Here is a 24,228-nt window from a genome sequence, read left to right as displayed (position 1 = left end):
GCTCAGGAGGGACATCGGGCCGGGCCGCCCTTGACCGTCGGTCGTCTTCGACTCGGCCTCCTGCGGGCCGCGCTGTCCTCGACCGTCGGTGGCCTTCGGCCCGGTCTCGTCCGGCCGTGCCGCTCCCGACCACCGGCGCCTCCTCCTCAGGGAGGACGCCGGGCCGTGCTCCTCCCGCGCTCCCAGTGCCGGTCCGTTCCCGTGGGCGATCCGGGGGCGGGGCGCGCGGCCCTAGCGTCGAAGGGTGGACGACGATCTGCCCTGCCTCATGTATCTGCTCGCCTACGACGACTCGGTCGAGGGCCCCTACGACCGTGCCCGCACCCGGCTGCTGGTGCGGGCCGCCACTCTGGTCGACCTCGCGGCGCGCGGCCGGCCGGGGGAGGACGGCGGGCGCGACTGGAAGCGGCTCGTGCGTCGCCGGCGCAGGCGCACTCTGGCCGAGGTGGAGGACCGGCTCGTCGCGGCGGGTGTGCTCACCGTGCGGGCGCCGCGCACCCCGTTCGGCCGTCGGCGGGTGACCGTCACGGACCGCGCGACGCTCGCCGGGGTCCGCGTCCGGGTGTCCGAGGCGCTGCACGGGGACGTCCCGGTGACCGAGCTGCCCGTGGCCGATGCCGCGCTGCTCGCGCTGGCCGCCGCGGGCGGCATCCGCACGGTCGTGTCACGCCGGGACCGGAAGACGTACCGGGCGCGTATCGACGCCTGCACGGACTCGCTCGCCGCCCTCGCGCCGGGCCTGGACAAAGCCGTACGGGCGCTGCCGACGACCATGATCGCCGGGCAGGGCGGCATGGGCGGCGGCTGACAGCCGGCAACCGACGAACGACCGACGGGGAGAAGACGACCATGCGCACACACCACGTCCTGACCACCCTGGGCTGTGCCCTGACCGCCGTACTCGCGACGACCGCCGGGTCCGCGCCCCGGCCCGCCACCGAGGTACGCGTCCACGACGGCGTGGTGCGGGGCGCCGCCCACGACGGCTACCGCACCTTCGAGGGCATCCCCTACGCCGCGCCCCCGGCCGGCCGCCTGCGCTGGGCGCCGCCCCGCCCGGCCGCCCCCTGGGCCGGAGTGCGCGACGCGACCCGGCCCGCGAGCGCCTGCCCGCAGCCGGCCGGCGAGGTGCCCGGCGGCAGTACGGACGAGGACTGCCTCCACCTGAACGTCACGACGCCCGACGGCGCGGAACCGGCCCGCCCGCGACCGGTGATCGTCTGGCTGCACGGCGGCGGCCTCACCACCGGAGCGGGCAGCTCCTACGACGCCCACCGCATGGCGACCCGGGGCGATGTCGTGGTCGTCACCGTCGACTACCGCCTGGGCGCCCTGGGTTACCTCGCCCACGCGGGGCTGCCCGGCTCCGGCACCTTCGGACTGGCCGACCAGCAGGCCGCGCTGCGCTGGGTGCGTACCGAGATCGGGGCGTTCGGCGGCGACGCGCGGAACGTGACCCTGGCCGGTGAGTCGGCGGGCGGCTACAGCGTCTGCGCCCAGCTCGCCTCACCCGCCGCCGCGGGCCTCTTCGACCGGGCGATCATCGAGAGCGGCCCGTGCGCGGGCAGCCCCGACCGCCCGTTCGCACCGTCCTCCGTCCCCCTGTCCACGGCACGCGCCACGGGCGCGGACCTCGCGGCGAAGGTCGGCTGCGGCGGCGCGCGCGACACGACGGCCTGTCTGCGGCGGGTGTCCGTCCCACGCCTGCTCGCGGCCCAGGCCACCGATCAACAGCCCGCCCACAACACCCCGTTGCTGCCCGCCGACCCCGGTGCGGCGATCGCGGCCGGCCGCTTCCACCACGTCCCCGTCCTCATCGGGAACAACCACGACGAGGGCAACGGCTGGGCCGCCGGCATCATCCGGGCTGGCAACCCCGTCACCCCCACCACCTGGCCCGACGTCGTGTCCGCCTTCTTCCCCTCCCCGGGTCAGGCGAAGGCGATCGTCCACGAGTACCCGGTGCACCGCTCCGACGGCGGCCCGGTGTTCGGCGCCGTCATCGGCGACGCGAACTTCGCCTGCCCGACGGCACGCACCGACACGGCCCTGCGCGCCGCCCAAGTACCCACCTGGCGCTACGAGTTCGCCGACGAGCACGCCCCGCCGCTCACCTCCGGCACCCCACCGTTCCCGCTCGGCGCACCGCACGCGAGCGAACTGCCCTACCTGTTCGACCTGGTCGGCCGCCCCCGCGAGATGACCGCGGCACAACACCGGCTGGCCGACACCATGCTCGACTACTGGACCCAATTCGCCCGCACGGCAGACCCGAACAGCCCCGCTTCCCCCAACTGGCCCCGGAACACAGTGCTTTCCCTGGCACCGGATCGCATTGTTCCCACCCGTACCGCGGAACTCCGCCATCACTGCGCGTTCTGGGGCGCGCACAGGTGACTATCCCGTCCCCGTCGTGGCCAGCCGCCAGATCTGTGCCGTCGTTTCGGTCGCGGTCTCCGTCGGTGGTGGGTCGTTGGGCAGTTGGGCCGGGACGGTCGTGTTCTTCTTCTTGCCGGGGCGGTCGGCGAACAGGGCGGTGGTGAGGGCGAGTCGGGGGTCGAGGCGGGTGGACCACACGGTGCGGCGGGTGATGCCGCCGCCCGCGCCCGCCGTGAAGACCGTCTCCGGGGCGCGCTGGGCCGTGGGGACCGCGGGGAGCGCGTCGCCGTACGACTTGGACATCTGCGCGCTCACCAGGAAGGCGGACTTCTCGTCCAGCACGCGCCGGGTGTCGGGGTGCGCGGTGTACACCGTCCGGCCGTCCCGGGTGATCCTCGTGACCGTGTACGGCGCCGCGTACATGCCGTTCGCCGCCACGGTCGCGTAGGCCGAGGCCAGCTTGAGCGGGGTGGGTGCCGGGGTCTTCGACAGCGCGGTCAGCGGGGCGCCGAGCGGGAACTCGGCGAAGGGGTCCAGCGCCGTGCCCGCCTCCACCGCGCCGCCCACCGCGTCGTTGAACGGCTGCCGCGCGTAGTCCGAGCCCCCGTACAACAGCCGTACCGCCCCGTCGCCGGGCACGATCCCCACGACGGCGGTGTGCAGCGTGATGCCCTTGCCGCTCTTGATGTCCTTGACCGCCTCGGTGGTGGCGTCCTGGAGCGCCAGGTCGAAGGTGGTGCGCACGGTGTAGCCGCCGCGCGCCAACTGGTCCTCGGTGATGCCCAGTCGGTCGGCCGCCTCCTGCGCCGCCACGTCGATCATGTACTGCCGCTGCCCCTCGGTCGCGCCCGGCGGATAGAATCGGAACGCGGGAAACACGGCCTCGGCACGCTGCTTCGCCGTGATGCTCCCGCTCGCCGCCATCGCGTCGAGCACCCACTCCCAGCGCGCCCTGAGCGTCGCGGTCACCTCGGGATCGGAGCCCGCCTTCTCGTAGTACGACGGGATGTTGACGATCCCCGCCAGCGCGGCGCCCTGGGAGACGGTCAGTTCGCGGGTGTCCACGCCGAAGTAGTTGCGCGCGGCGGCCTCGATACCGGCCGAACCCCGGCCGAAATACACGGTGTTGAGATAGCCGGCCAGGATCTCGTCCTTGGAGCGGGTGCGGTCGAGCTTGATCGCGATCAGTGCCTCGCGGGCCTTGCGGGACAGCGACTGCTCCGGGCTCAGCAGCGCGTTCTTGACGTACTGCTGGGTGATGGTGGAGCCGCCCTGCCGTTCGCCGCCGGTCAGCGAGGCCAGCACCGCGCGGGCGAGGGCGCGCGGCGACACCCCGTCGTCGGTGCGGAAGGTGCGGTTCTCGGCCGCGATCACGGCGTCCTGGACATACCTCGGGACCTGCGACAGCGGCACCTCCTGACGGTCGACGGGACCGCGCCGGCCCAGATACGAGCCCTTGTCGTCGACGAAGACCGTGCTCTGGGTGACGGTCTCCGGGTGCGGATCCGGGATCCCCGTCAGCCGGTACGCGACGACCGCGGCCGCGCACAGCGCCACGATCAGCAGGAGGAAGGCGATGATCAGCCGCCGCAGCAGGCGGCCCCGGTTACGGCGGAGCCGCAGGCGGAGCGGGACGCGCAGCTTGGCGGACCTGGCGGTGCGCCTCACCAGTCGGCCCCGCCCCGCGCGACGACCTTGCCGGCCGCGTCGTACACCGTGACGGTCGGACCGCCGTCGCCGTAGCTCGACTTGAGCTCGGCCAGCGACAGCGGAGCGCGCGTGTACCAGACGCCCCAGCCCGGGCTGCCCGCCAGCGTGAGGACGGTGCCGGTCATCCTGTTCTCGTCGACGGTGACCTCGACGCGCGCCGGGTCGGCGGACAGGCCCCGGTACAGGCCGGACAGGAAGTACGAGCTGTTCAGCCGGTCGGGCTGCACGGAGGCGGCCGGCTTATCGGCATCTCCTTTCGAGCCGCTCGCGGAGCTGTCTTCGCTCAACCCGAGGAACTGGTTGGGCCGTTGTGGTGTCGACCAGTGCTTGCCGTCGCTCGTCAGCCAGACCTGCACCCCCGGCACGGCGGCCACCCGCTCACCCGGCGCGACGATCCGTATCGGACTCCGCGCCACGTCGACCGCCCCGCCGACCGACCCGGCCGCGGTGCCACCGCCCACGACCCGGTCGACGGCGAACACACCCGCCGGGACGAGCAGCAGCGCGCAGAGCGCGGCGACCACGGTTCTACGGCGGCGCCGCAGCGCTCGGCCCTGACGCTCGACGGCATCAAGCGGAACGCCGAACGGGACATCCTCCGGGCCGACTTGAGCCGCTTCCGCGAAGAGCTCCCGCAGCCGTCCCGCGTCACCCCCGCACACCGCCAGCCCCCGCCGGGCCCGGCTGCTCACCGCACCGGCGGACCAGCCGAGCAGCTGGGCGACCTCCGCCTCCCGCAGCCCCTCCCGGTGCAGCATCACGAGCACGGCCCGCTGCCGTGCGGACGTGTCCTTCAACACACCGCGGGACGGAGCCTGTTGGCGGCGCGCCCCGCGCAGGAACTCCTTCACCAGGGACCGCCGTACATAGAAGTCCACGTCGTCCCGAGGTATCCGGCGCCACCGCGCGCACACTCCCACCAGCGTTCTCCGCACCAGCTCGGTCGCCTCGCGGGGGTCTCCGGTCGCACCGGAGAGCAGGTGCGCGGTGGTGACCAGCCGGGGCAGCCGCGCGTGCGCGTAAACCGTGAAGTCGTCGTGGGGGTCGGGCACTTCGGTGGTCCTCCGATACAACTGAGGGGGGAGTGGATCCTGAGACGCGTGTTCGTCGTCTTTCCTGTACGCACGGTGCGGCGGTCGGGTTGCACGGGAATTCCGAGACTCCGGTGAGGTCATGACCGAGGACGAGTTCGACGCCTTCTACGCCGCCGCGTTCCCCCGTCTGACCGGCCAGCTCGCGGCGTTCACCGGCGATCGCGAGGAGGCGCAGGACGTGGTCCAGGAGGCGTTCGTACGGGCCTGGGACCGGCGTGGGGACTTCCTCGCGGACGAGGCACCCGAGGCGTGGATCCGTACCGTCGCCATGCGGCTGGCGGTCAGCCGCTGGCGCCGGGCCAGACGCTGGCTGGAGCTGGTGCGCCGCACCCCACCGCCCGTGTCCACGCCCGGACCCAACCCCGATCACACGGCACTTGTCGCCGCGCTGCGCCAACTGCCCACCGCACAACGGATGGTGATCGTCCTGCACCATCTGTGTGACGTGAGCGTCGAGCAGATAGCCTCCGAGACGGGTGCGCCCGTGGGGACGGTGAAGGCCAGGCTGTACCGGGGACGGGCGGCACTGGCGAAGCAGCTGACTCCGGACGAGGCGGACGTGCCGGTTCGGAATCGGAAGGAGAGCGGCCGTGTCGGATGAACTCTCCAACGGATCCAACGATCAACTCTCGCTCGCGCTACGTGAGTTGGCCGCTGAACAGGAGGCCCGTCCGGTCCTCACCGGCGCCCAGGTCCGCGGCCGTGCGGTGCGCCGGGCGCGCCGTCGGACGGCCGGCACGCTGGGTGCGGCTGCGGTTGCTCTCACCCTGGTGGGCTTCGCGCTGACCCTGGACCTCGCGGGGAAGGAGAACGGCGGCCGTCGGCTCCCGGGTGCCGCCGCGCCCGCCGTCCCGTCCCCGTCGCGGTCGGCGCCCCCGTCGCCTTCCGCCGCCTCCGCGGTGCCCGCCGCCGGCACGCTGGAACTCACCAAGCGTGCCCTGTTCCTCGGGGGCCGGGTCATGCCGCTGACCTCGGACTCCTCCAACAGCCCGGCATTCGTCGGGCCGTTGACCGTGTACGCGAAGCACGACACCAAGGTGGTGACTGTCACCGGCTCCACCGACGGAGTGGGCTTGTACACGGAGGTCACGCTCGCGGTCGAACTGCGCGACGCCGACAACACGCCGGTCTACGTCGGCGTCACCCGCTCCTACAAGGGGAAGAGCCTCGGCAAAGGCACCGACGGCACCGACAGCACCGGCGGCTGGATCGGCCTGGACGGCGCCGACGCCAAGTGGTTCTACCAGGACGCGAAGATCGGCACCGTCATCTCGGTCACCGGCGACTGAGCGCGAAGCCGGGGACGATCGCCTGGGTAGCGTTCCGGAGCACCTCGGTCACCGAGTGAGGGCCGTTCCGCTCACCGCGCTCGGCCAGGGCCGCGCCGCCACCTTCGCGGGCGGCACCCACGGTGGAGGGCTGCTGGTAGGCAGCCGGAACGCCCCGGTCCGTGAAGACGGACCGGGGCGTTCTTCATTCTCTTCGTGCGCGTCAGGCGGTCGCCTTGGCGGCGTCCTCGATGAGACCGGCGACGATCTTGGGGTGACTGAGCATCACGACATGCGACGAGCCAGGCACTTCGACGACCTTGCGGGCGTTCGCCCGGCTGTACATCCAGCGTTCGCAGGCCGGCGGGATCGCCTTGTCCTGACCGGCGACCAGCCCCCACACCGGAATGGTCTTCCAGGCCGCGGCCGTCGTCGGGAAGGTGAAGGAGTCGGCGTCGAAGGGCCGTTGCGTGGCCTGGAGCACCTTGAAGTCGGAGGTGGAGATGTCTGCCGCGAAGGCCGCCTGCCCGTCCTTGCTCAGATACAGATCGATCCCGGTCGTACCGTCCGCCTTCGTGTACGGCACCGGCACGCTCACCGGCTCCACCTCGCTGCCCGGGAACTTGGTGATGAGCTCACCCTGCGTCTCGCCCACCTCGGGCACGAACGCGGCGACGTAGACGAGTGCCTTGACGTTGCTCTTCCCGGCGGCGGCGTTCGTGATGACGGTTCCGCCCATGGAGTGGGCGACCAGTACGACGGGTCCGCTGATGGAGTCCAGGAGGCTGGCGATGTAGGGGGCGTCGGTCGGAATACCCCGCAGCGGGTTCGAGCCGCTGATCGTGGTGTAGCCCTTGTGCTGCAGCTCCTTGATGGTGGCGTTCCAGCAGGAGGAATCGGCGTAACCACCGTGCACCAGGACGATCGTCGGCTTCACCTTGGACTTCTCCTCACCTGTACCGGCCGCGACACTCGCCGCATCGGCCGTTCCTGCAACCCCGCCGACCAGCGCAGCCGCTCCGGCCACCGCCGCTCCGGCGGCGAGCACCTGGCGGCGGGAAACATCGGTACTCATGGGACTCCTCGGGCGGCTGGTTCGGGGTGGTGTGTCATGGACCCTATGAGGGGGTGTTGGGCGGGGGCATCTGCAAAATGGCCTAGTTTCCGGGGGCGTTCGTCCCTTCCGATCGGCTCGGACGACCTTCCTGTAACGCTTTTCGTGCCCCGGCCCAAGAACAGGTGAAGTGACTTCGCAGCACTCCACGGGCCTCCGACGATGAGGAGGCCGGGGAGCCTCCGACCAGAAGGAGCCGCCGGTGGATGGCGTGGAACCGTTACGGGGCGGTGGACCTGCCGCGGCGGTACGTGACCCGCGGCTGTTCGAGGAGTTCTACCGGCGCCACGTGGACGCGGTGATGCGCTTCGTGGCCCGCCGGGTCAACGACCCCCACACGGCGGCCGACCTGACGGCCGAGATCTTCCTCGCCGTCCTCGACTCGGCCCACTCCTACCAGCCGCGCCTCGGCAGCGAGACGGCCTGGCTGTACGGCATCGCACGCAACATCGTGTCGTCGGAACGCCGCCGGATCGCCCGGGAGACCGAACGCGATCTGCGGTTCTCCGGACGCCGGTTGCTGGAGGCCGACGACATCGCCCGCATCGAGGACAGGCTCGACGCGGAGAGACCGGCCCGGCGGATGCTCGCCGCGCTGGCGGGACTTCCCGAGGGCGAGCGGGCCGTCATCGAGCTCATCGCGGTGGATCAGCTCACCGTCACCGAGGCGGCGGCCGTACTGGGCATCAGCCAGGTCACCGCCCGGGTCCGACTCCACCGGGCGCGCAAGGCACTGCGGAGCGAGGCGGATCCCACGGTCGCGAAGACGACGTCGGACGCAGCACTGGCGTACGTCGTAGGGAGAGAGACATGAGCACGAGGACGACGTTCGAGGACCGCCTGCTGGCCGAGCTGAAGCGGGAGATCCTGCTGCGCGAGACGGACAGGACTGAGGAGCGCCCTTCCGCGCGCCGGTTCTTCACGCCGCGCCGGATCGCCGTAGTGCTGACGGCCTGTGCGGTGGCCTGGCTCGCCGCGGTGACGGTGCCCGGCGTGCCGGCCGGGTCGAAGGCCTACGCGGTGGAGCGCCACGACGACGGCACTGTCACGCTCACCTTCCAGGACCAGGCCATCGATGTCGCGGCACAGCGCGAACTCGCGAGCACAGTGCGCCCGTGGGGCATCAAGGTGACCATTGACCTGCTCCCTCCCGGCTACGTCTGCGAGCGCAGCCAAGTCACCCCGCTCTCGAAGGTCGATCGGTACGGCCACCTCGTCCCCCTCGTCCCTCTTCGGGGCACCTGGAAGCAGCCGAGCACCTGGCAGGGCACCCTGCGCAAGGGCAACGTGCTGGCCTTCGAGAACACCAAGGGCAGTTCCCGGCCCCGCGCGGTCGAGTTCTACGCGACCAGGAGCGAAGCCGAACCCTGCGTTCCGGTGAAGATCGCCCTGCCGGACGACTCATGAAGTCTCAACGCCGGGACTGGCTGGACGCGTTGCGCGGTATCGCGGCGCTCGTCGTGGTGTTCGACCACTCGTCGTACGCCTTCATGGCGGAGTTCCGGCGGGAGTTGATGCCGCAGTTCAACACCAGCCGGTACGCCATCATGCTGTTCTTCCTGGTGAGCGGCTACATCATCCCCGCGTCACTCGAGCGCCAGGGGTGCGTCAGGACCTTCTGGATCGGGCGGGTCTTCCGCGTGTATCCGTTGCTGGTGGTGGCCGTCGCCGCGGTTCTGGCTCTCCAACTGGCGGGCTGCGCCGAGATTCGCACCGACTTCGGTCGGCAGAGTGCCGCGGCGGTGGTCGCCGCCCATGTCACCTTGCTCCAGGAACTGCTGGGGACGCCCAGTCTCCTTCTCGTGCTGTGGACGCTCTCGTACGAAATGGCCTTCTATCTGCTGGTCGTCGGGCTGTTCACGGTCCGCCTTCATCAGCGGTCGGCAACGGTCGCCGTCACCCTGGCAGCGCTCGCCGTCGTGAGTGCGACGGCAGGGGGTGTGCTGCCGGCCTCCGCTCTCTCCGGCGTGATCGGCACGGGCCCACTGATCACGTTCGCCTCGCTCGCCATGGTGGCCGCCATCGGCTGTGCGAGCGCCGGGTCACCCGCGCTGCGCGTGTTCGGGGGCGTACTGGGCGGCGTGCTGGCGCTCGTCCTGGTCGCTTTCAACGGCACGGTCCCCATGTGGGAGGGGCTGGTGATCCTCGCCGTCATGTTCCTCGGCAGCGCCGTCCACCGGGCCGAGAGAGGTTGGAGCAGCCGGCGGCGCGTGGCCTGCACGGCCGCAGTGGTGGTCGCCTGTGCCGTGGGAAGTGCGATGTGGAACGGGGACGGGCCGGGCGGGGCCCCATTCACCCGGCGCGGCTGGATCGTGGCCTTCCTCCTGGCTGTCCTCACCTTCGGCACCGGTCTGGCGTTGCGCCGCCGACGGGTTCCGCGCTGGCTGACCTGGCTGGGAACGGTCAGCTACTCGGTCTACCTGGTGCATCCGGTGCTGCTGGCGGTGACCGACGGCACGATCGGCCGGTTGCGGCAGGACAGTCCCGTGGCCGAACTGGCCTTCGTCGCCGTGCTGTTGCCGCTGTGCGCCCTGACGTACAGGTACGTCGAAGTACCGAGCCGACGATGGGGCCGAAGGCTGGCCCACCGCGTGGAGCTGCCGGGGCGGTTGTGCGGAGCACCGGACCGCTGAATCTCCAAACGGCCGTCGCGCCGCGCGCCCGCGTGACCGACCATGAGGTGTGCGATTCGATTCCGTTCCCATGCCGGTGACCGTCGAGGGCAGGCCTCGTGACGGTCGGGGTTATCCCGTGCCTGCCATTACTCCGTGGGAGGGCGGCGAGCCGCAGTTCGCGCTCACGGACTACGGGCGGAGTGCGGAGTGTGCTCGGCGGCGGTTGTGTTCCGTGTGCGGCACGCTGATGCCCAAGGGGGCGGTGTGGCGGGTGGTCGGCGGTGCCGAGAGTTCGGCTATTCGGGAGGCGCTCGACGCGGGGCGGCCGTACCGGAACATGGCGGCGACGCTGGAGGGGCCGGGGCATCGGGCGTGCATGCTGTACGCCTCGATGGTCTGCCCGTATCTGGCGCGGCCCAACGCGCGGCGGGGGCTGACGGCGGAAGCCCCGGACGACATGACCGCTCATGTCGTCCGGGGCGCTGTTCGTGGGGACCTGGGTGCCGTGGTGGGGTTCGGTGACTACGAGTTCGCCGTCACCAAGAGCCAGGTGCTGTTCCGTTTTCTCGATGTGGTCGAGTATCTGCCGCACGACACGGCCGACCAGCATCTGCCGGAGCTGCGGGCCGAACTCGCCCGCGGTGGTCAGCCGCGGTAGGCGGGCAGGCCGGTGTGGGTGGAGACCTTGACGGGCCGGCCGAAGCCGTGGGCGGTCTTGGTGATGGTGTACGTGCCGGTCGGGGCGCGGAAGGCGATGGTCTTGCCGTTGGGCGACCAGGTCGGTTCGGTGTAGTCGGTGGTGGCCGTGGGGGTGACGTCCTTGACGGTGGTCGTGGAGCCGCCGAGGTCCTCCACGAAGAGGTGGTCGTGGCCGTGGACGGAACGGACGAAGACGACCTCCTCGTTGTCGGGGGAGAGCGCGGGCTCGGAACCCTTGGCCAGCGCGCCGCCCTGCTGGCGCAGGTAGTCGTCGCGGATGTAGACCTCGCCGGTGTGGGTGTTCTCGTAGACGGCCGAGCCGTACTTGCCGCCGACGTTCGGCCAGGTGTTGTCGGTCTGGGGGAGGGCAGCGTCACCGGGCTCGCCGTTCAGGCTGATCCGGGCCGGCCTGCCGTGGTCGGCGGTGGCCTTGACGCCCTCCAGGACGGTGCTGCCGTGGATCTTCGCCGAGAAGACGATGTTGTTCTTCGCGGGGATCTGGTTCGTCCGGTCGGCGGCGGTCACCTGCCAGGTGGGGTGGGACCAGGTCTGCCCGCCCGGGTTGGCGGCGACGGTGACGCGGTGGGTGCCGTCGGGGTTGGAGACGACGAGGTTGCCGTGTCCGTCGATGAAGGCGGCCTTGCTGCCGGTGGGGTTCCAGGCCAGGTCACGGACCGTGGTGCCGAAGTCGATCGACCTGCCGTTGACGAGCACGTGGCGGGTGCCGTTGCTGATGGTCAGTCCCCTGGGCACGGTGAGCGTGTGCGTGGACGCGGCCGCGGCGACCATCGCGGCGCTGCCCTTGGCTCCGCCGGAGGCCGGGGCGGCCGGCGCGGCGCAGGCCGTACCGCACAGGGCGAGCAGGGCGGCGGCACCTGCGGTGATGGCGGTGGCGCCGGCGCGCCTGCGGTTACGAGCGGACATCGAGGTTCCCCCTGCTGATGTGAATGGCGCTGCGACGAGAGATTCGCGGGAACCGCCGGCCGTCCCCGGAACCTGAACCGGTCCGCTCGGCTTGCTGCCCTTCGCGACAAGACGGAGTGTTCCCGCAGCGGGTGACGGGGCTGTGCGGTCGCTGTCACAGGTGTGCAATAGGCGGTGGGTGGGGTGCGGGACACCCAGGTCGGGGGCCCCGGATCGGGGACCCCCAGGGCGGCGCCGCCCTGCGTGTCCCCGCCCGTCCAGGCGTGCTCACGACGGGGGGCATACCCACGTGGTGTGGTCACCAGGTGGGGATGAACCCCCCGTCCACAGTGATGTCCGCACCGGTGACGTTCGCCGTCCGGTCCGCGGACAGCAGCAGGACCACGTCGGCGATCTCGGCGGGCCGGGAGAAACGGCCGGTCACCGTCGTCCGCGCGGCGTTGTCGATGACGTCCTGGGGTTTCAGGCCGGTCGCCTCGGAGACCGTCGCGGCGACCCCGCCCTCGCCCAGCCAGAGATCGGTCTCGACCGGGCCCGGGCTGACGGTGTTGACCCGGATGCCCTTCGGGCCGACCTCCTTGGACAGGGCCTTGGAGAAGCCCGCGAGGGCCGCCTTCGAGGCGCTGTAGTCGATGACCGCCGGGTCGGGGAGCGCCGCGTTGACCGAGCAGATGCTCACGATCGAGCCCCGGCCCCGGGCGAGCATCACCGGCAGGGCGCTGCGGGTCGTACGGACGGCCGCCATCAGGTTGAGGTTCAGGGTGGCGAGCCACTCCTCGTCGGTGACCGAGAGGAATCCTCCGGTACGGGCCGGAGCCGTTCCCACGTTGTTGACGAGGATGTCGATCCGGTCGCCCGCCGCCTCGATGAGCCGCGCGGGTCCCGACGCCTCGCCCAGGTCGACCGGTACGACCCGTACGTTCCCGGTCGCGGCCAGCTCCTCCAGGCCGGGCGAGGAGTTCCGGGCCCCGGCATGGACCGTGACTCCCTCGGCGACCAGCGCCCGTACGACCGCCAGTCCGATCCCCCTGCTGGCACCGGTGACCACGGCCACCTGTCCGTTCAGTCCGAGATCCATCGTGAGTTCTCCCGTCCTTGGCTACATTCCACACGCCGGACGGCAAGGTCGCCTGCCGGCGTCGAGCACGGTCCCGACCTGAGCATGCGCCCACCGCGCCGTGAACCGCGGCCCGTCGGCCGAACAGCCTCCGGACCGGTCACTCGCCGTCGCCGGGTCGCCGCGGATAGAACTGCGCGTACCAGCGGCGCAAGGCCTTGATGCCCTGTTCGTGGGGGAGCAGGACCGGGTGCGGCCGGTGGATCTTGTGGTCCCAGATCCGGAGCTCCTCGCGGACCTCGCCCAGGGCCTGTGTCCGGAAGACGAGCTTCAGGACGGGCGTCAGGAACGGGAGCCGGGCCGGTTTGCGGACGTAGTACAGCATCCGCAGCTCGCTCGTGCTGTCGTCGACGGGCGTGGTGAGGGCGACGGCGGTCAGCGACAGGGCGGGGCCGTGGGTGCGGACCACCATGACACCCGGCCCGTACATGAACGCGTCGAAGGTGTTGTCGATGTCCCGGCCGAGCACGCGCCGGGAGATCCGGCCGCGGGCCTCGGCGAAGGGGCCGTCGGACCGCCAGTCCTGGACGAGAGGTTCGCTCTGACCGTGCAGGAAGTGGAAGTGGGACTCGTCGACGATGTTCTCGCGCATCTCCTGGACGTGGATGCGCGCACGGCAGACGTCGTCGATCGGCCTGGCGAACCGCCCGGACGCCACCTCCGGGATCTCCGGCACCTCCCACGACGGCTCGCCCGGCCCGACATGGACGAAGACGAGCCCGCTGTGCTCACGCACCGGAAAGCCACCGAGCGACACCTTCGGAGTCCGGCGCGCGAACGGCGCCGCCACGCACCGCCCGTCCGGCCCGAACCGCCAGCCGTGGAACGGACATTCCACACTCCCGTCCACGATCTTGCCGCCCGCGCCGAGGTGCGCGCCGTAGTGCGGACAGTGCGCGTCCCGTACGGCCGCCCGGCCGTCCGCTCCCCGGAAGGCGACGAGCGCCCGCCCGAAGTAGTGCAGGCTGACGACCTCGCCCGGCCGGAGCTCCTCGCCCCGGAGCACGGCGTACCACCCGTACGGCACGGTCGGCATCGGATAGTCGTCGGCCCGCGGGTCGCGCGGCAGGGCGGCGAGCTTGTCGTGGCGCCGACGCAGAGGCATGACCGGATGCTAGCGAGGGGTGGGTGGATCCGGGGTGGGGGTCTGCATACTTACTAGGATCCAACTCCCTTAAACCAATTGGGAGTTGGGGACACCCGGCCGACCGTCCGCCCGTTCGTCTCCCAGTCCGGCCTTTAGGGTCGAAGACATGACGACGACTCTTGCCGGTACCGCCTTCGACTCGCTCCGTCTCGACGCCCTGTCCGACCAGGACGCGCTGCGCCAGGTCTACGACCTCCCGGGCGAAGCCGCCGTACGGAAGCAGATGACCGAACTCACCGAGCAGACACGGCGGTTGATCGGCTGCTCGTCGCTGGTCCTGGTCGCCAGCGCGGACGCCGAGGGCAACTGCGACGTCTCCCCGCGCGGCGGCCCGGCAGGGTTCGTCGCCGTCCTGGACGACCGCACGGTGGCGATACCGGACGCCACGGGCAACAAGCGTCTGGACACCCTCCAGAACGTCATCGCCACCGGACGGGCCGGGCTCCTGTTCGTCATCCCCGGCCGCACCACCACCCTGCGGGTGAACGGCCGGGCCTGCGTCTCCACCCGCCCGGACCTGCTGTCCCAGCTGACCGCGGTGGGCAAGCCGCCGGCCAGCGCGCTGGTCGTGGGCATCGAGGAGGTCTACCCGCACTGCCCCAAGTCCCTGCTGCGCAGCGGCGCCTGGAAGCCGGAGCAGTGGCTGCCCGCGGACGCCCAGCCGACGTCGGCCGAGGTGACGCTGGCCCAACTGCGGATGCCGGACCTGACGATCGCCGACATCCAGCAGACCGAGGCGGACTCGCTGAAGTACCGGTACGAGTAGCGGGGCCGATCCGGTGTACCCCGGTACCAGTGACCAGCGGTCATTGTGACCTTCGGGCCCACGGGTCGCTCCGTGTCCGCTCCTAGCCTCGAAACCAGTGACCCGGCCGGATGCCGGGCCGGAGGCGAGCGAGGAGCGGCGCTGTGATCGAAGTTCGTGGGCTGACCAAGCGGTACGGGGACAGGACGGCGGTGGACGGGCTGAGTTTCACCGCGCCGCCGGGGCGGGTGACCGGGTTCCTGGGGCCGAACGGGGCCGGCAAGTCCACCACCATGCGGATGATCGTCGGCCTGGACGCGCCGACCGGCGGCACGGCCCTGGTCAACGGCAAGCCCTACGCCCAACACCGCGCCCCCTTGCAGGAGTTGGGGGTGCTGCTGGAGGCGAAGGCCGTGCATCCGGGTCGCTCGGCGTTCAACCACCTGATGGCGTTGGCGTATACCCATGGCGTGCCGCGTCGGCGGGTGGAGGAGGTCATCGACCTGGCGGGTCTGCATGCCGTGGCGCACAAGCGGGTCGGGGCGTTCTCGCTGGGGATGGGGCAGCGGCTGGGCATCGCCGCCGCGCTGCTGGGTGACCCGGCGGTCGTCATGCTCGACGAGCCGGTGAACGGGCTCGATCCCGAAGGGGTGCGCTGGGTACGGGAGTTGCTGCGCGGGCTGGCCGCCGAGGGCCGCACGGTGATGCTGTCCTCGCATCTGATGAGCGAGATGGCGCAGACCGCCGACCGACTCGTGGTCGTGGGGCGGGGCCGGCTGCTGGCCGAGACGACCGTCGACGCGCTGGTGGAGCGGTCGGCGGACAAGGGCGTGCGGGTGGCCACCGGCGAGCCCGCGCGACTGCGTTCGCTGCTGGCCGGCCCGGGCGTCACCGTGACCTCGGCGGGCGCCGAGCGGCTGGTCGTCTCCGGCCTGGACACCCGGCGGATCGGGGAGGTGGCCGCCGAGCACCGCGTGCCGCTCTACGAACTGGCCGCCGAATCGGTGTCGTTGGAGGAGGCGTTCATGCAACTGACCCAGGACGCCGTGGAGTACCAGAGCGTCGACGCCGGGAGGGCCGCCTGATGAGCGCGAGCACAAGCACCGCCACTCCACCCGTGTACCGAGTCACCGGCCGACGCGTCGTCCGCTCCGAGTGGTCCAAGTTCTGGTCGCTGCGCTCCAGTTGGATCACGCTGGGCGTGGCCGTGCTGTTCCTGGTGGCCATCGGATCGGTCGCCGCCGCCCTCTACACTCCGGACGGCCCGCTCGGCGGCAAGGACGCCGACTCCGGCGCGGCACTGACCCTGGCCCTGGCCGGCACCAACCTCGCGGCCCTGGCCGTCGGCGCGCTGGGGGTCCTGATGTCGGCCGGCGAGTACGGCACGGGCATGGTCCGCTCGACCTTCGCCGCCGTGCCCAGTCGGCTGCCCGTGCTGTGGGCGAAGTGCGCGGTCTACGGCCCGATCGCGTTCGCCGCGGCCGCCCTCGGCGCGCTGGTCTCGTTCCTGATCGGGAGCGCGGCCCTGCACGGCGAGCCGATCGCGCTGTCCCTCGGGGACGCCGGGGTCTTCCGGTGCCTGCTGGGCGCGGGACTCTATCTGGGCCTGGTCGGTGTGTACGGCGTGACGGTCGGCCTGCTCGTGCGGAGCACCGCGGGAGGCATCGCGATCCTGGCCGGTGTCGTGCTGGTCCTGCCCGGCCTGACCGGGCTGCTGCCCAGCTCGCTCGGCGACACCGTCAGCCGCTATCTGCCCAGCAACGCGGGCCAGTCGGTGATGACCCTGCACGCGTCGGGCGACTCCCTGGTCGGTCCCGGAGCGGGTTTCGCGGCGCTGCTGGTGTGGGCCGTACTGCTGCTGGCCGGTGCCGCCTACCGGCTGCGTCGCAGTGACGTCTGAGGAGCCGTCCGCGAGGATGGAGCCGATGGACTACAGGACGAGGGCGCGCTCGGCCCGGGCGGAGCCGACCGTGCTCCCGCCCGGGCCGGACGCCGTCTGGGCGCACCCCGTGACGCGGCTGCTGCTGCGGGTGCTGAGCCGTCTGCGGGCGGTCGACCGGCGGCGCCCCTGGCTCCTCGACACCGCCGTGGTGGTCCTGGTCGCCGCCGCCGCGCCGCCGGATCTGCTGGTGCACAGCCCTGGTCACCCCGTGTCGCGCCCGGTGGGGGCCGGGCTGCCCGTCGGGGTGGTGCTGGGCATCGCGGCCGTGCTGGCCGTCCCGCTGTGGTGGCGTCGCCGTAGTCCCGCCGTGGTCTACGGCGGCTGCCTCCTCGTGTGCCCGGTCATGTGGTCGCTCGGTCTGGGGCCCGCCGCCGCCCTCGTGCTGCTGATCGCCCTGTTCGACCTCGCCCTGCACGCTTCGCCGCGGGCGATCTGCTGGGCGCTGCCCGTGACCGTGACGGGGTGGGTGCTGCTCGTGGTCACCGTGATCCCGATGGACAGTCCGGTGACCTTCCTCGTCCTGTCCGTCGGTACCGGCGTCGGAGCCGTGGCCCTGGGCCTGACCGTCCGCATCAGCCGGCTGTACCTGTCGGCGCTGCGGGACCGGGCCGCGCGGCTGGAGGTCGAACGGGACCAGCGGGTCCGGCTGACCGCTGCGGCGGAGCGTTCGCGGATCGCCCGCGAGATGCACGACATCGTCGGCCACAACCTGTCGGTCATGGTCAACCTCGCCGACGGCGCCGCCGTGCTCACCACCCGCGACCCCGGCCGCACCGAGCAGGCGCTGCATCTCATCGGCGACACCGGCCGGCAGGCGATGGACGAACTCCGGCGCGTGCTGGGGGTGTTGCGCGAATCCCCGGAGGAGCAGGACACCTCACGGTCCCCGCAGCCGGGCGTCCGAGACCTGGAGACCCTGCTCGACCGGGTCCGCGCGGCCGGACTGCCGGTGGCGTACCGCACCGTCGGCCCGGTCGACGCCCTGGGCCGGGGCGTGCAGCTCACCGTCTTCCGCGTGGTGCAGGAGGCCCTGACCAACACCCTCAAACACGTCGGCCCCGGCGCCACGGCCGACGTCACGATCGCGGTCGAGGGCGACCGGCTCCGCGTGCGGGTCACCGACACCGGTTCGTCGGCACGGAAACCGGCCCCCCGCCGGGACAGCGGCCACGGCCTGGTCGGCATCCGCCAGCGGGCCGCGCTCTACGACGGCACCGCGACCGTCGGACCACGCGACGACGGCCGGGGCTGGATCGTCGACGTCCTGCTGGATCCGTCTGCCTCAGCCACCTCCGGAGAGCCCACGCCATGACCACGATCCTGATCGCCGACGACCAGCCGCTGCCCCGCATGGGCTTCCGGATGCTGCTCGACGGGTCCCCCGGCGTGAGCGTCGTCGGCGAGGCCGACAACGGCGCGCAGGCCGTGCGCATGGCGGCCGAACTGAGCCCCGACGTGGTCCTGATGGACGTACGGATGCCCGGTCTCGACGGCATCGAGGCCACCCGCCGCATCGTGGCGGCGGGCGGCCGCACCCGCGTGCTCATCCTGACCACCTTCGACCTCGACGAGTACGCCTACGCCGGCCTGCGCGCCGGGGCCAGCGGCTTCCTGCTGAAGGACGTCCGGCCGGCGGAACTCCTCGCCGGTATCGAGGCGGTCGCGACCGGCGACGCCGTCGTGTCCCCCCGGTTGACCCGCCGCCTGCTCGACGCCCACGCCCACGACGTCCTCGCGCCCGACGCCGGGCCGCGCACGGACCCGCGCCTGGCGACGCTCACCGAACGCGAGCACGAGGTGCTCGTGGCCATCGGCACGGGCTGGACGAACGCCGAGATCGCCGAACACTTCGTGCTGACCGAGTCCACGGTGAAGAAGCACGTCGGCCGGGTCCTGGCCAAGCTCGGCGCCCGGGACCGTATCCAGGCGGTGATCGTCGCCTACGACGCGGGGCTGGTCACTCCCCGGCAGTGAGCGCCGGCTTGTACAGCTTCAGCGGCACCCGGCTGATGATCGAGTCGAGGGAGGAGTCGTTCCGCCCGTCGGCCCAGGTGACGTAGGCGTACCTGTCGGTCAGCGTGATGCCCGACCAGCGGTCACCGGGCGGGCCCGTCTCGCCGACCGGCTCGGTGACGTGGTTGACCCGCACCGGGGCGCTGAACGAGCGTCCGTGGTCGAAGGAGACCGCCGAGAACGCGTCGCCGGTCGTGGTCCGCCACATGACACCCAGGTCACCGTCGGGGCCGAAGTCGATCGCAGGCCGCAGGGCGCCCGTCGCCGAGATGGTCGCCGGTCCGGTCCAGGACCTGCCCGCGTCCGAAGTGACGTAGACGTCGAGGGTGTTGGAGTCCCGGGGGACCATGACGGCGAACCGGCCGCGGTGGGAGGTGTCGGCGGCGACCCACGGGACGGGGTCGGCCGCCGCGCCCAGGCCCGGGGTCGGGACCAGGGAACCGGTGCCCGCCGCGACCGGGTTTCCCCGGCCGTCCTTGAGGGTGGTGTTCGTCCATGTCCTGCCGTCGTCGCGGCTGACGTGGAAGTTCACCGGCTGGCCCGCCTCCTGGGAGGCCGACACGAGGATCCCGCCGTACACGGCGATCTCCCGCCCCGGATAGCCGCACACGAGGGGGATGCCCGGGGCCACCTCGATGCAGGGCATCGGGCCCGGGATCACCCGTGAGTCGGTGCTGAAGGTCCTGCCGCCGTCCGCGCTGACGGAGACCGCGCTCGGGTACTCCCAGGCCGCGCCGGCGACCGCGTAGACCTTGCCGGTCGCCGCGTCCACGCGCATCTTCGGGGCACCGCCGAGGAGCAGCGGGGTGGACACCGGGTCGGTCCACGTCCGGCCGCCGTCCGTGGACTTGGCGACCTGGTTGTGGTTGACGAGGTTCGCGGCCAGGCCCGAGCTGACCTGGTTGTTGTCCACGTACACGGTGCCCTTCGCGTCGAACTGCACGCTCGGCTCACCGCACTTGGGCGCCGCCGTGCCCAGCGGCCACGGCACCCGGGTCCAGGTGTCGCCCCTGTCGTTCGAGTAGGCGAGGAAGCAACCGCCGTCGACCGGCTCAAGGCCCGGTGACGGCGGGAAGATCGTCGAGACGAAGACGAGGTTCTTCGGGTTTCTCGGGTTGACGGCGACCGTGGGCTGGCCCTCCTTGGTGGCCGGCAGGTCGGTGACGTCGACTTCGTGGATGGCTGCGCCGTTTGACGAGGCGACCGCGGCGGGTGTTCCGTACGTCAGGAACAGAGCGGCAAATGCCGCCGCGCTCAAGGCAGTTGAGGACTTTCTGATCAGCACCATGTGAGCAGGCTAGGAAGGCCGGTTGCCGCGGGCGTGGGACCACGGGAGACAGTTGGCCCGGCGGACTGGTACCGCGGTACGCCCCGCCGCCCGGCCTACGGCCGTCGGGCCGGCCGCGGTGCGGTGATGTCACTCATGTCACCCATGTCGACCCTGTCGAGCAGCAGCATCGCGTCGAAGTCCGGGCTGCCGGGTTCGGCGGTGTAGACGCCGATGCGCTGGCCGGGGGTGCCCTCGATGTGCAGGGACTGGGAGGTGAGGGTGAGCGTGCCGACCTGGGGGTGGCGGAAGGTCTTCTGGGCCGCCTTGCGGCCGGTGACCTCGTAGCGCTCCCAGAGTCCGGCGAAGTCGGGGCTCTTGAGGAGGAGTTCGCCGACGAGATTGGTGAGGTCGGGTGCGTCGGGGGCGGTGCCGGCGATGGCGCGCAGGCGGGCGACGCAGGTGGTGATCTGCCATTCCCAGTCGTGGAAGAGCTCGCGGGCCGCCGGGTGCAGGAAGAAGTAGCGGGCCAGGTTGCGCTGCTTGACCGGCCAGTCGTCCAGGCCCGCGTAGAGGGCCAGGCCGCCGGGGTTCCAGGCCAGCAGGTCCAGGCTGCGGCTGATGACGTAGGCCGGGTTCGGGCGGAGGGACTCCAGCAGCAGCTTGAGGTGGGGGCGGACCGTGCGGCTGGGCGCGGGCGGTGGTTCGGGGGCGTAGCGGGCGGCCCGGGCGGCGAGTTCGCGCAGATGCTGGTGCTGCTGGTCGTCCATGTGCAGGGCGCGGGCGAGCGAGTCGAGGACGGCGGGGCTGGGGCGGGTCTCCTTGCCGCGTTCCAGCCGCACGTAGTAGTCGATGCTGATGCCGGCGAGCGTGGCCAGCTCCTCGCGGCGCAGCCCGGGGGTGCGGCGGATGCCCGCGCCGACGGTGAGGCCCACGTGGTCGGGGCGGGTCTGGGTGCGGCGGGCGCGCAGGAAGCGGCCCAGCTCGGCGCCCTCGCTGTGCGCGCTCTCGGTTGCCATGCCTCCAGTCTCGCCCGCTCCCCACGCGTCGCGCAGGCGGGAGGGGGGCCCTGTCGTTACCCCTGAAGAGCCCGCCCTGCCACTCCCTCGCGATCCGGGCGAAGGTGAAGGGGAAACACGCCGCGACGAACCGGAGAGGGCGAGATGCACTACATCAAACTGCGTGACCTGGAGGTCTCCCGGGTCGGCCTCGGCGCCATGGGCATGTCCCACGGCTACACCGGCTCCGGCACCGACGACGCCGAGTCGATCAGGACCGTGCACCGCGCCCTGGAACTGGGCGTCACGCTCATCGACACCGCCGAGATCTACGGCCCCTACACCAACGAGGAGCTGATCGGCCGGGCGCTGAAGGGCCGTAGGGACGGGGTGGTGCTGGCCACGAAGTTCGGCCTGGTCTCGCACGCCGGTGCGGGCGCCTGGAACCAGGACTCGAGCCGCGCCAACATCCGTACCGCCGTCGAGGGCTCCCTCAAGCGGCTGGGCACCGACCACATCGACCTGTACTACCAGCACCGCGTCGACCCGAACACGCCGATCGAGGAGACCGCGGGCGCGGTGGGCGAGCTGATCGCCGAGGGCAAGGTGCGTGCCTTCGGCCTCTCGGAGGCGGGCCCCGACACGATCCGGCGCGCGCACGCCGTCCAGCCGGTCACCGCGGTGCAGTCGGAGTACTCCCTGTGGACCCGGGGGATCGAGGACCGCGTCCTGCCTGTCCTGCGGGAGCTGAACATCGGCCTGGTCCCCTTCTCCCCGCTGGGCCGGGGCTTCCTGACGGGCGCCATCCGCTCCACCGACCAGTTCGACGCCTCCGACTTCCGGCGTGACAACCCGCGTTTCACCGGCGAGAACTTCGACCGCAACCTCGCCCTCGCCGACGAGGTCAAGGCCCTGGCCACCGAGGTAGGCGTCACCCCCGCCCAGATCGCGCTGGCCTGGCTGCTCGCCCAGGGCGACGACATCGCCCCCATCCCCGGCACCAAGCGGGTGAGCCGCGTCGAGGAGAACACGGCCGCCGACGCCGTGACCCTCACCGCCGAACAGCTCGAAAAGCTCAGCAGCCTGCCGCCTGCCGCGGGCGACACCCACACCGAGGCCCAGGCGCGGATGCTCGAACGCTGATCGTCCGCCCACCAGTTGGAGCAACCATGCGTGCGGCAGTGATGTACGGAGCCGGAGACGTCCGCGCCGAGAACCGCCCCGACCCCAAGATCGCGCGGCCGGCGCGCACGTGACGGGCCTGCACGCCGGTGACCTGGTCGCGCGTGACGGCGGTGCGGACGGGCGTCACGTCAGGACGATCGCGGTGGCCTGGCGTCCCCCACCGCGCGGCGGGACGCACCCCGTCGTACGGGCACCTGGTGGATCGGCTGTCTCAGGTCGCCGAGTTCCAGATGGTTCTGCCAGGCGCGGGTCTGTGCGTGGTCCGCGTGGGCGGGGTTCCAGAGACGGACCGTGTCGGCGGCCGTGACCTCGTGCGTACGGCCCCGGATGTCCTGCAACAACCACCGGCCGCCGAGGCCGCGCACGGGCAGCCCGGTGAAGGTGCCGTCGGCGGTGTCCGCCTCCCAGACCAGGGCCTGGGCGAGGGGCCCGGCGACATCGTGGTCGAGCCAGCGGATGCCGAACTCATCACCGGTCGACGCGGTGCCGGTGGCGAGGAGTTCGGCGAGGGCGCCCCGCTGGCGATCGGCTTGCGCGGCGAGGCCGGGGAGCCGTAGCCGCAGAGCGGTCAGTTCGCGGACGTATCTCCCGTTGAAGTGGCGCATCCCGTACTGCGTCACCGCCTGTCCCCGGTCGGTGCGGACCTCCACGCCGACGGAGCCGTCCGGGCGTACGGCCAGGTGGGCCGTGTGGTGGTCGAGGGCCAGCTCGCGGGCGCCTTCCGACAGGAACGCGTCGGCGATCGCGTCCAGCGCGGCGCGCGCCGCGGCGGCCGCCTCGGGCGGCAGCCCGGACAGCGCGCGGCGGTGCCGTCCCAGTCCGGGCATGCCGGCCGCGGCACTCAGCGCGGTGACACCCGCCCGCGCCGGCAGGATCTCCCGCTCCGGAAGGCCCGGCCGCCGCCGGTCGGGACCGCGGTCCAGCACCTGCGCGGCCACCAGCCCGATGAGGGCCGGATCTCCGCTGAGACAGGCCGCCCAGGCGGCTCCGGCCATGAGTTTCGCCTGGTCGAGGACGGACGCCAGCCTGGCGAGTACCGATTCGGTCAGGTGGCCGGGGTAACTCGTGTCCATGCGCAGCAGGGTGCTCACGACCTCGGGGGCGACCGTGAGCATCTCCAGCCGCTCACGGACCTGCCCGAGCCAGGACTGGGCCGGACGGTAACTGTCGATCGTGAGAAACACCGCGAGCAGATCCAGCACACCGGGTTCGAAGACCAGCGTGCCCAGCGCGGTCGACGCCCGGTTGCCGTAGGTGCCCCCGTCGGGGAGGACCCGCGGCAGACGCCCGAGCACCTCGCGGTCGTACGGCAGGTCCAGCAGGTCGGCGGCCTCCGCGACGGTGAGATGCCAGCGGCACTGGTCGAAGCGACCGGAGCGATGGTGGTCACGGGCGCCGAGCACGATGGTCCGCAACCGAGGCCGGTAGCGGGCCCGCTCGGACGGCTCCTGCTCCCGTACGGCGGCGAGCGGCAGCCCCAGGCACCGGCACACCTGGTGGAACCCTTCGGGCACGCGATCGAGCTCCGGCAGGGCGAGGGCCAGCAGTTCCTCTGCCTCCTCGGGTGACCAGCCGCAGGGGTGCAGCGTCAGCGCGGCCTCCACGCAGATGTCGCGCCCGGTGTCGTGCGGGTTGCGCAGCAGCGCCAGTCCCAGCCGTCGCCGGTCCCCGGGTTCGAGGGAGCCGACGAACCAGTGGCTGTGGCTCCACTGGGAGGGGTCGGCCGGCGCCAGGACGATGCCGCGCCGAATCTCCTCGTCCGGCCCCGGGTGCCGCCCGAGGTCCCGGTGCCGCGCCCGGGCCGCGGCTCTCCCGAGGGCCGGTGGCAGGGGCGGCACCACGGCATCGCTCCGGCTCCGGTGGGGAAACGACCGGTCTCCCGCCCACCACGGCCACATCGGCCCCACCTCCGTGGGTGCCATTCCCCGCCCGACACCGGAAGTACCCTCGCGGGCCGCCCGTTCCGGTGGCCAACTTCCTTGAGCGGCGGGCTGGTTGACCCGACTGGTCC

The 24,228-nt window shown here is 72.0% G+C and carries 23 protein-coding genes; 14 read left to right on the top strand and 9 right to left on the bottom strand.

From position 1 onward, the window contains the following. Window positions 1-244: 244 nt before the first annotated feature. Window positions 245-808: a GPP34 family phosphoprotein gene (locus SSP08S_RS25725; protein WP_019070512.1), complete on the top strand. Its 564-nt coding sequence runs from the start codon at window positions 245-247 to the stop codon at window positions 806-808. A gap of 41 nt (window positions 809-849) precedes the next feature. Further along, window positions 850-2,397 carry a carboxylesterase/lipase family protein gene (locus SSP08S_RS25720; RefSeq protein ID WP_019070511.1) on the top strand — a complete coding sequence of 516 codons (1,548 nt, stop codon included), beginning with the start codon at window positions 850-852 and terminating at the stop codon, window positions 2,395-2,397. Here SSP08S_RS25720 and SSP08S_RS25715 read toward each other — a convergent pair whose 3' ends face one another. After that, on the bottom strand, window positions 2,398-4,047 hold the full coding sequence (locus SSP08S_RS25715) for a transglycosylase domain-containing protein (protein ID WP_019070510.1): 1,650 nt from the start codon (window positions 4,045-4,047) through the stop codon (window positions 2,398-2,400). Then, complete coding sequence (locus SSP08S_RS25710; RefSeq protein ID WP_019070509.1) at window positions 4,044-5,141, bottom strand: sigma factor-like helix-turn-helix DNA-binding protein; 1,098 nt, start codon at window positions 5,139-5,141, stop codon at window positions 4,044-4,046. Before SSP08S_RS25710 ends, SSP08S_RS25715 begins: the two co-directional genes overlap by 4 nt. 121 nt (window positions 5,142-5,262) lie before the next feature. On the opposite strand from SSP08S_RS25710, the gene SSP08S_RS25705 reads away from it, so the two are divergent. Both SSP08S_RS25705 and SSP08S_RS25700 read left to right on the top strand, forming a co-directional pair. Then, window positions 5,263-5,784 (top strand): SigE family RNA polymerase sigma factor, encoded by a 522-nt coding sequence (locus SSP08S_RS25705; protein ID WP_019070508.1) that lies wholly within the window; start codon window positions 5,263-5,265, stop codon window positions 5,782-5,784. Further along, window positions 5,774-6,472, top strand: a complete 699-nt coding sequence (locus SSP08S_RS25700; RefSeq protein ID WP_019070507.1) for a hypothetical protein — start codon at window positions 5,774-5,776, stop codon at window positions 6,470-6,472. The genes SSP08S_RS25705 and SSP08S_RS25700 overlap by 11 nt, the downstream gene beginning before the upstream one ends. A 202-nt stretch (window positions 6,473-6,674) precedes the next feature. Here SSP08S_RS25700 and SSP08S_RS25695 read toward each other — a convergent pair whose 3' ends face one another. Further along, complete coding sequence (locus SSP08S_RS25695; protein ID WP_019070506.1) at window positions 6,675-7,526, bottom strand: alpha/beta fold hydrolase; 852 nt, start codon at window positions 7,524-7,526, stop codon at window positions 6,675-6,677. Window positions 7,527-7,767: 241 nt separating this feature from the next. On the opposite strand from SSP08S_RS25695, the gene SSP08S_RS25690 reads away from it, so the two are divergent. From SSP08S_RS25690 to SSP08S_RS25675, 4 genes are all read left to right on the top strand, one after another. After that, window positions 7,768-8,379 (top strand): RNA polymerase sigma factor, encoded by a 612-nt coding sequence (locus tag SSP08S_RS25690; protein ID WP_019070505.1) that lies wholly within the window; start codon window positions 7,768-7,770, stop codon window positions 8,377-8,379. Continuing rightward, complete coding sequence (locus SSP08S_RS25685) at window positions 8,376-8,972, top strand: hypothetical protein (RefSeq protein ID WP_019070504.1); 597 nt, start codon at window positions 8,376-8,378, stop codon at window positions 8,970-8,972. The genes SSP08S_RS25690 and SSP08S_RS25685 overlap by 4 nt, the downstream gene beginning before the upstream one ends. Further along, window positions 8,969-10,198, top strand: a complete 1,230-nt coding sequence (locus SSP08S_RS25680) for an acyltransferase family protein (protein WP_019070503.1) — start codon at window positions 8,969-8,971, stop codon at window positions 10,196-10,198. The genes SSP08S_RS25685 and SSP08S_RS25680 overlap by 4 nt, the downstream gene beginning before the upstream one ends. 118 nt (window positions 10,199-10,316) lie before the next feature. Next, window positions 10,317-10,838, top strand: coding sequence for a hypothetical protein (locus SSP08S_RS25675; RefSeq protein WP_245607947.1), 522 nt, complete (start codon window positions 10,317-10,319; stop codon window positions 10,836-10,838). On the opposite strand, the gene SSP08S_RS25670 is transcribed toward SSP08S_RS25675, so the two are convergent. The 3 genes from SSP08S_RS25670 to SSP08S_RS25660 all read right to left on the bottom strand — a co-directional run bounded on the left by SSP08S_RS25670 (window position 10,826) and on the right by SSP08S_RS25660 (window position 14,025). Next, complete coding sequence (locus SSP08S_RS25670; protein ID WP_019070501.1) at window positions 10,826-11,803, bottom strand: TolB family protein; 978 nt, start codon at window positions 11,801-11,803, stop codon at window positions 10,826-10,828. The genes SSP08S_RS25675 and SSP08S_RS25670 overlap by 13 nt on opposite strands. Before the next feature lie 298 nt (window positions 11,804-12,101). After that, the gene (locus SSP08S_RS25665) at window positions 12,102-12,881 is read right to left on the bottom strand and encodes an SDR family NAD(P)-dependent oxidoreductase (protein WP_019070500.1); all 780 of its coding nucleotides are present in this window, start codon (window positions 12,879-12,881) and stop codon (window positions 12,102-12,104) included. 139 nt (window positions 12,882-13,020) lie between these two features. Continuing rightward, complete coding sequence (locus tag SSP08S_RS25660; protein WP_019070499.1) at window positions 13,021-14,025, bottom strand: Rieske 2Fe-2S domain-containing protein; 1,005 nt, start codon at window positions 14,023-14,025, stop codon at window positions 13,021-13,023. Window positions 14,026-14,173: 148 nt separating this feature from the next. Between SSP08S_RS25660 and SSP08S_RS25655 the strand changes: the two genes are divergently transcribed. The 5 genes from SSP08S_RS25655 to SSP08S_RS25635 all read left to right on the top strand — a co-directional run bounded on the left by SSP08S_RS25655 (window position 14,174) and on the right by SSP08S_RS25635 (window position 18,728). Continuing rightward, entirely contained in the window at window positions 14,174-14,833 is a 660-nt protein-coding gene (locus SSP08S_RS25655; RefSeq protein WP_019070498.1) for an MSMEG_1061 family FMN-dependent PPOX-type flavoprotein, read from the top strand. 143 nt (window positions 14,834-14,976) lie between these two features. After that, window positions 14,977-15,897 (top strand): ABC transporter ATP-binding protein, encoded by a 921-nt coding sequence (locus tag SSP08S_RS25650; RefSeq protein ID WP_019070497.1) that lies wholly within the window; start codon window positions 14,977-14,979, stop codon window positions 15,895-15,897. After that, complete coding sequence (locus SSP08S_RS25645) at window positions 15,897-16,712, top strand: ABC transporter permease (RefSeq protein WP_019070496.1); 816 nt, start codon at window positions 15,897-15,899, stop codon at window positions 16,710-16,712. Before SSP08S_RS25650 ends, SSP08S_RS25645 begins: the two co-directional genes overlap by 1 nt. Before the next feature lie 25 nt (window positions 16,713-16,737). After that, window positions 16,738-18,066, top strand: coding sequence for a sensor histidine kinase (locus SSP08S_RS25640; RefSeq protein WP_102133417.1), 1,329 nt, complete (start codon window positions 16,738-16,740; stop codon window positions 18,064-18,066). Continuing rightward, the gene (locus tag SSP08S_RS25635) at window positions 18,063-18,728 is read left to right on the top strand and encodes a response regulator (protein ID WP_019070494.1); all 666 of its coding nucleotides are present in this window, start codon (window positions 18,063-18,065) and stop codon (window positions 18,726-18,728) included. Before SSP08S_RS25640 ends, SSP08S_RS25635 begins: the two co-directional genes overlap by 4 nt. Here the strand turns inward: SSP08S_RS25635 and SSP08S_RS25630 are convergent. Both SSP08S_RS25630 and SSP08S_RS25625 read right to left on the bottom strand, forming a co-directional pair. Further along, window positions 18,712-20,055 (bottom strand): sialidase family protein, encoded by a 1,344-nt coding sequence (locus SSP08S_RS25630; protein WP_102133412.1) that lies wholly within the window; start codon window positions 20,053-20,055, stop codon window positions 18,712-18,714. The genes SSP08S_RS25635 and SSP08S_RS25630 overlap by 17 nt on opposite strands. Before the next feature lie 95 nt (window positions 20,056-20,150). Next, window positions 20,151-21,053, bottom strand: coding sequence for a helix-turn-helix transcriptional regulator (locus tag SSP08S_RS25625; RefSeq protein WP_019070492.1), 903 nt, complete (start codon window positions 21,051-21,053; stop codon window positions 20,151-20,153). A gap of 144 nt (window positions 21,054-21,197) precedes the next feature. On the opposite strand from SSP08S_RS25625, the gene SSP08S_RS25620 reads away from it, so the two are divergent. Continuing rightward, window positions 21,198-22,175, top strand: coding sequence for an aldo/keto reductase (locus SSP08S_RS25620; protein ID WP_019070491.1), 978 nt, complete (start codon window positions 21,198-21,200; stop codon window positions 22,173-22,175). A gap of 170 nt (window positions 22,176-22,345) precedes the next feature. On the opposite strand, the gene SSP08S_RS25610 is transcribed toward SSP08S_RS25620, so the two are convergent. Then, window positions 22,346-24,058, bottom strand: coding sequence for a DUF4132 domain-containing protein (locus SSP08S_RS25610; RefSeq protein ID WP_019070490.1), 1,713 nt, complete (start codon window positions 24,056-24,058; stop codon window positions 22,346-22,348). Between the last annotated feature and the right edge of the window lie 170 nt (window positions 24,059-24,228).

It is taken from the genome of Streptomyces hokutonensis (genome assembly GCF_000376565.1).
In the GTDB taxonomy this organism is placed as follows: Bacteria; Actinomycetota; Actinomycetes; order Streptomycetales; family Streptomycetaceae; genus Streptomyces; species Streptomyces hokutonensis.
This window is presented reverse-complemented; position numbering and strand designations above follow the sequence as displayed.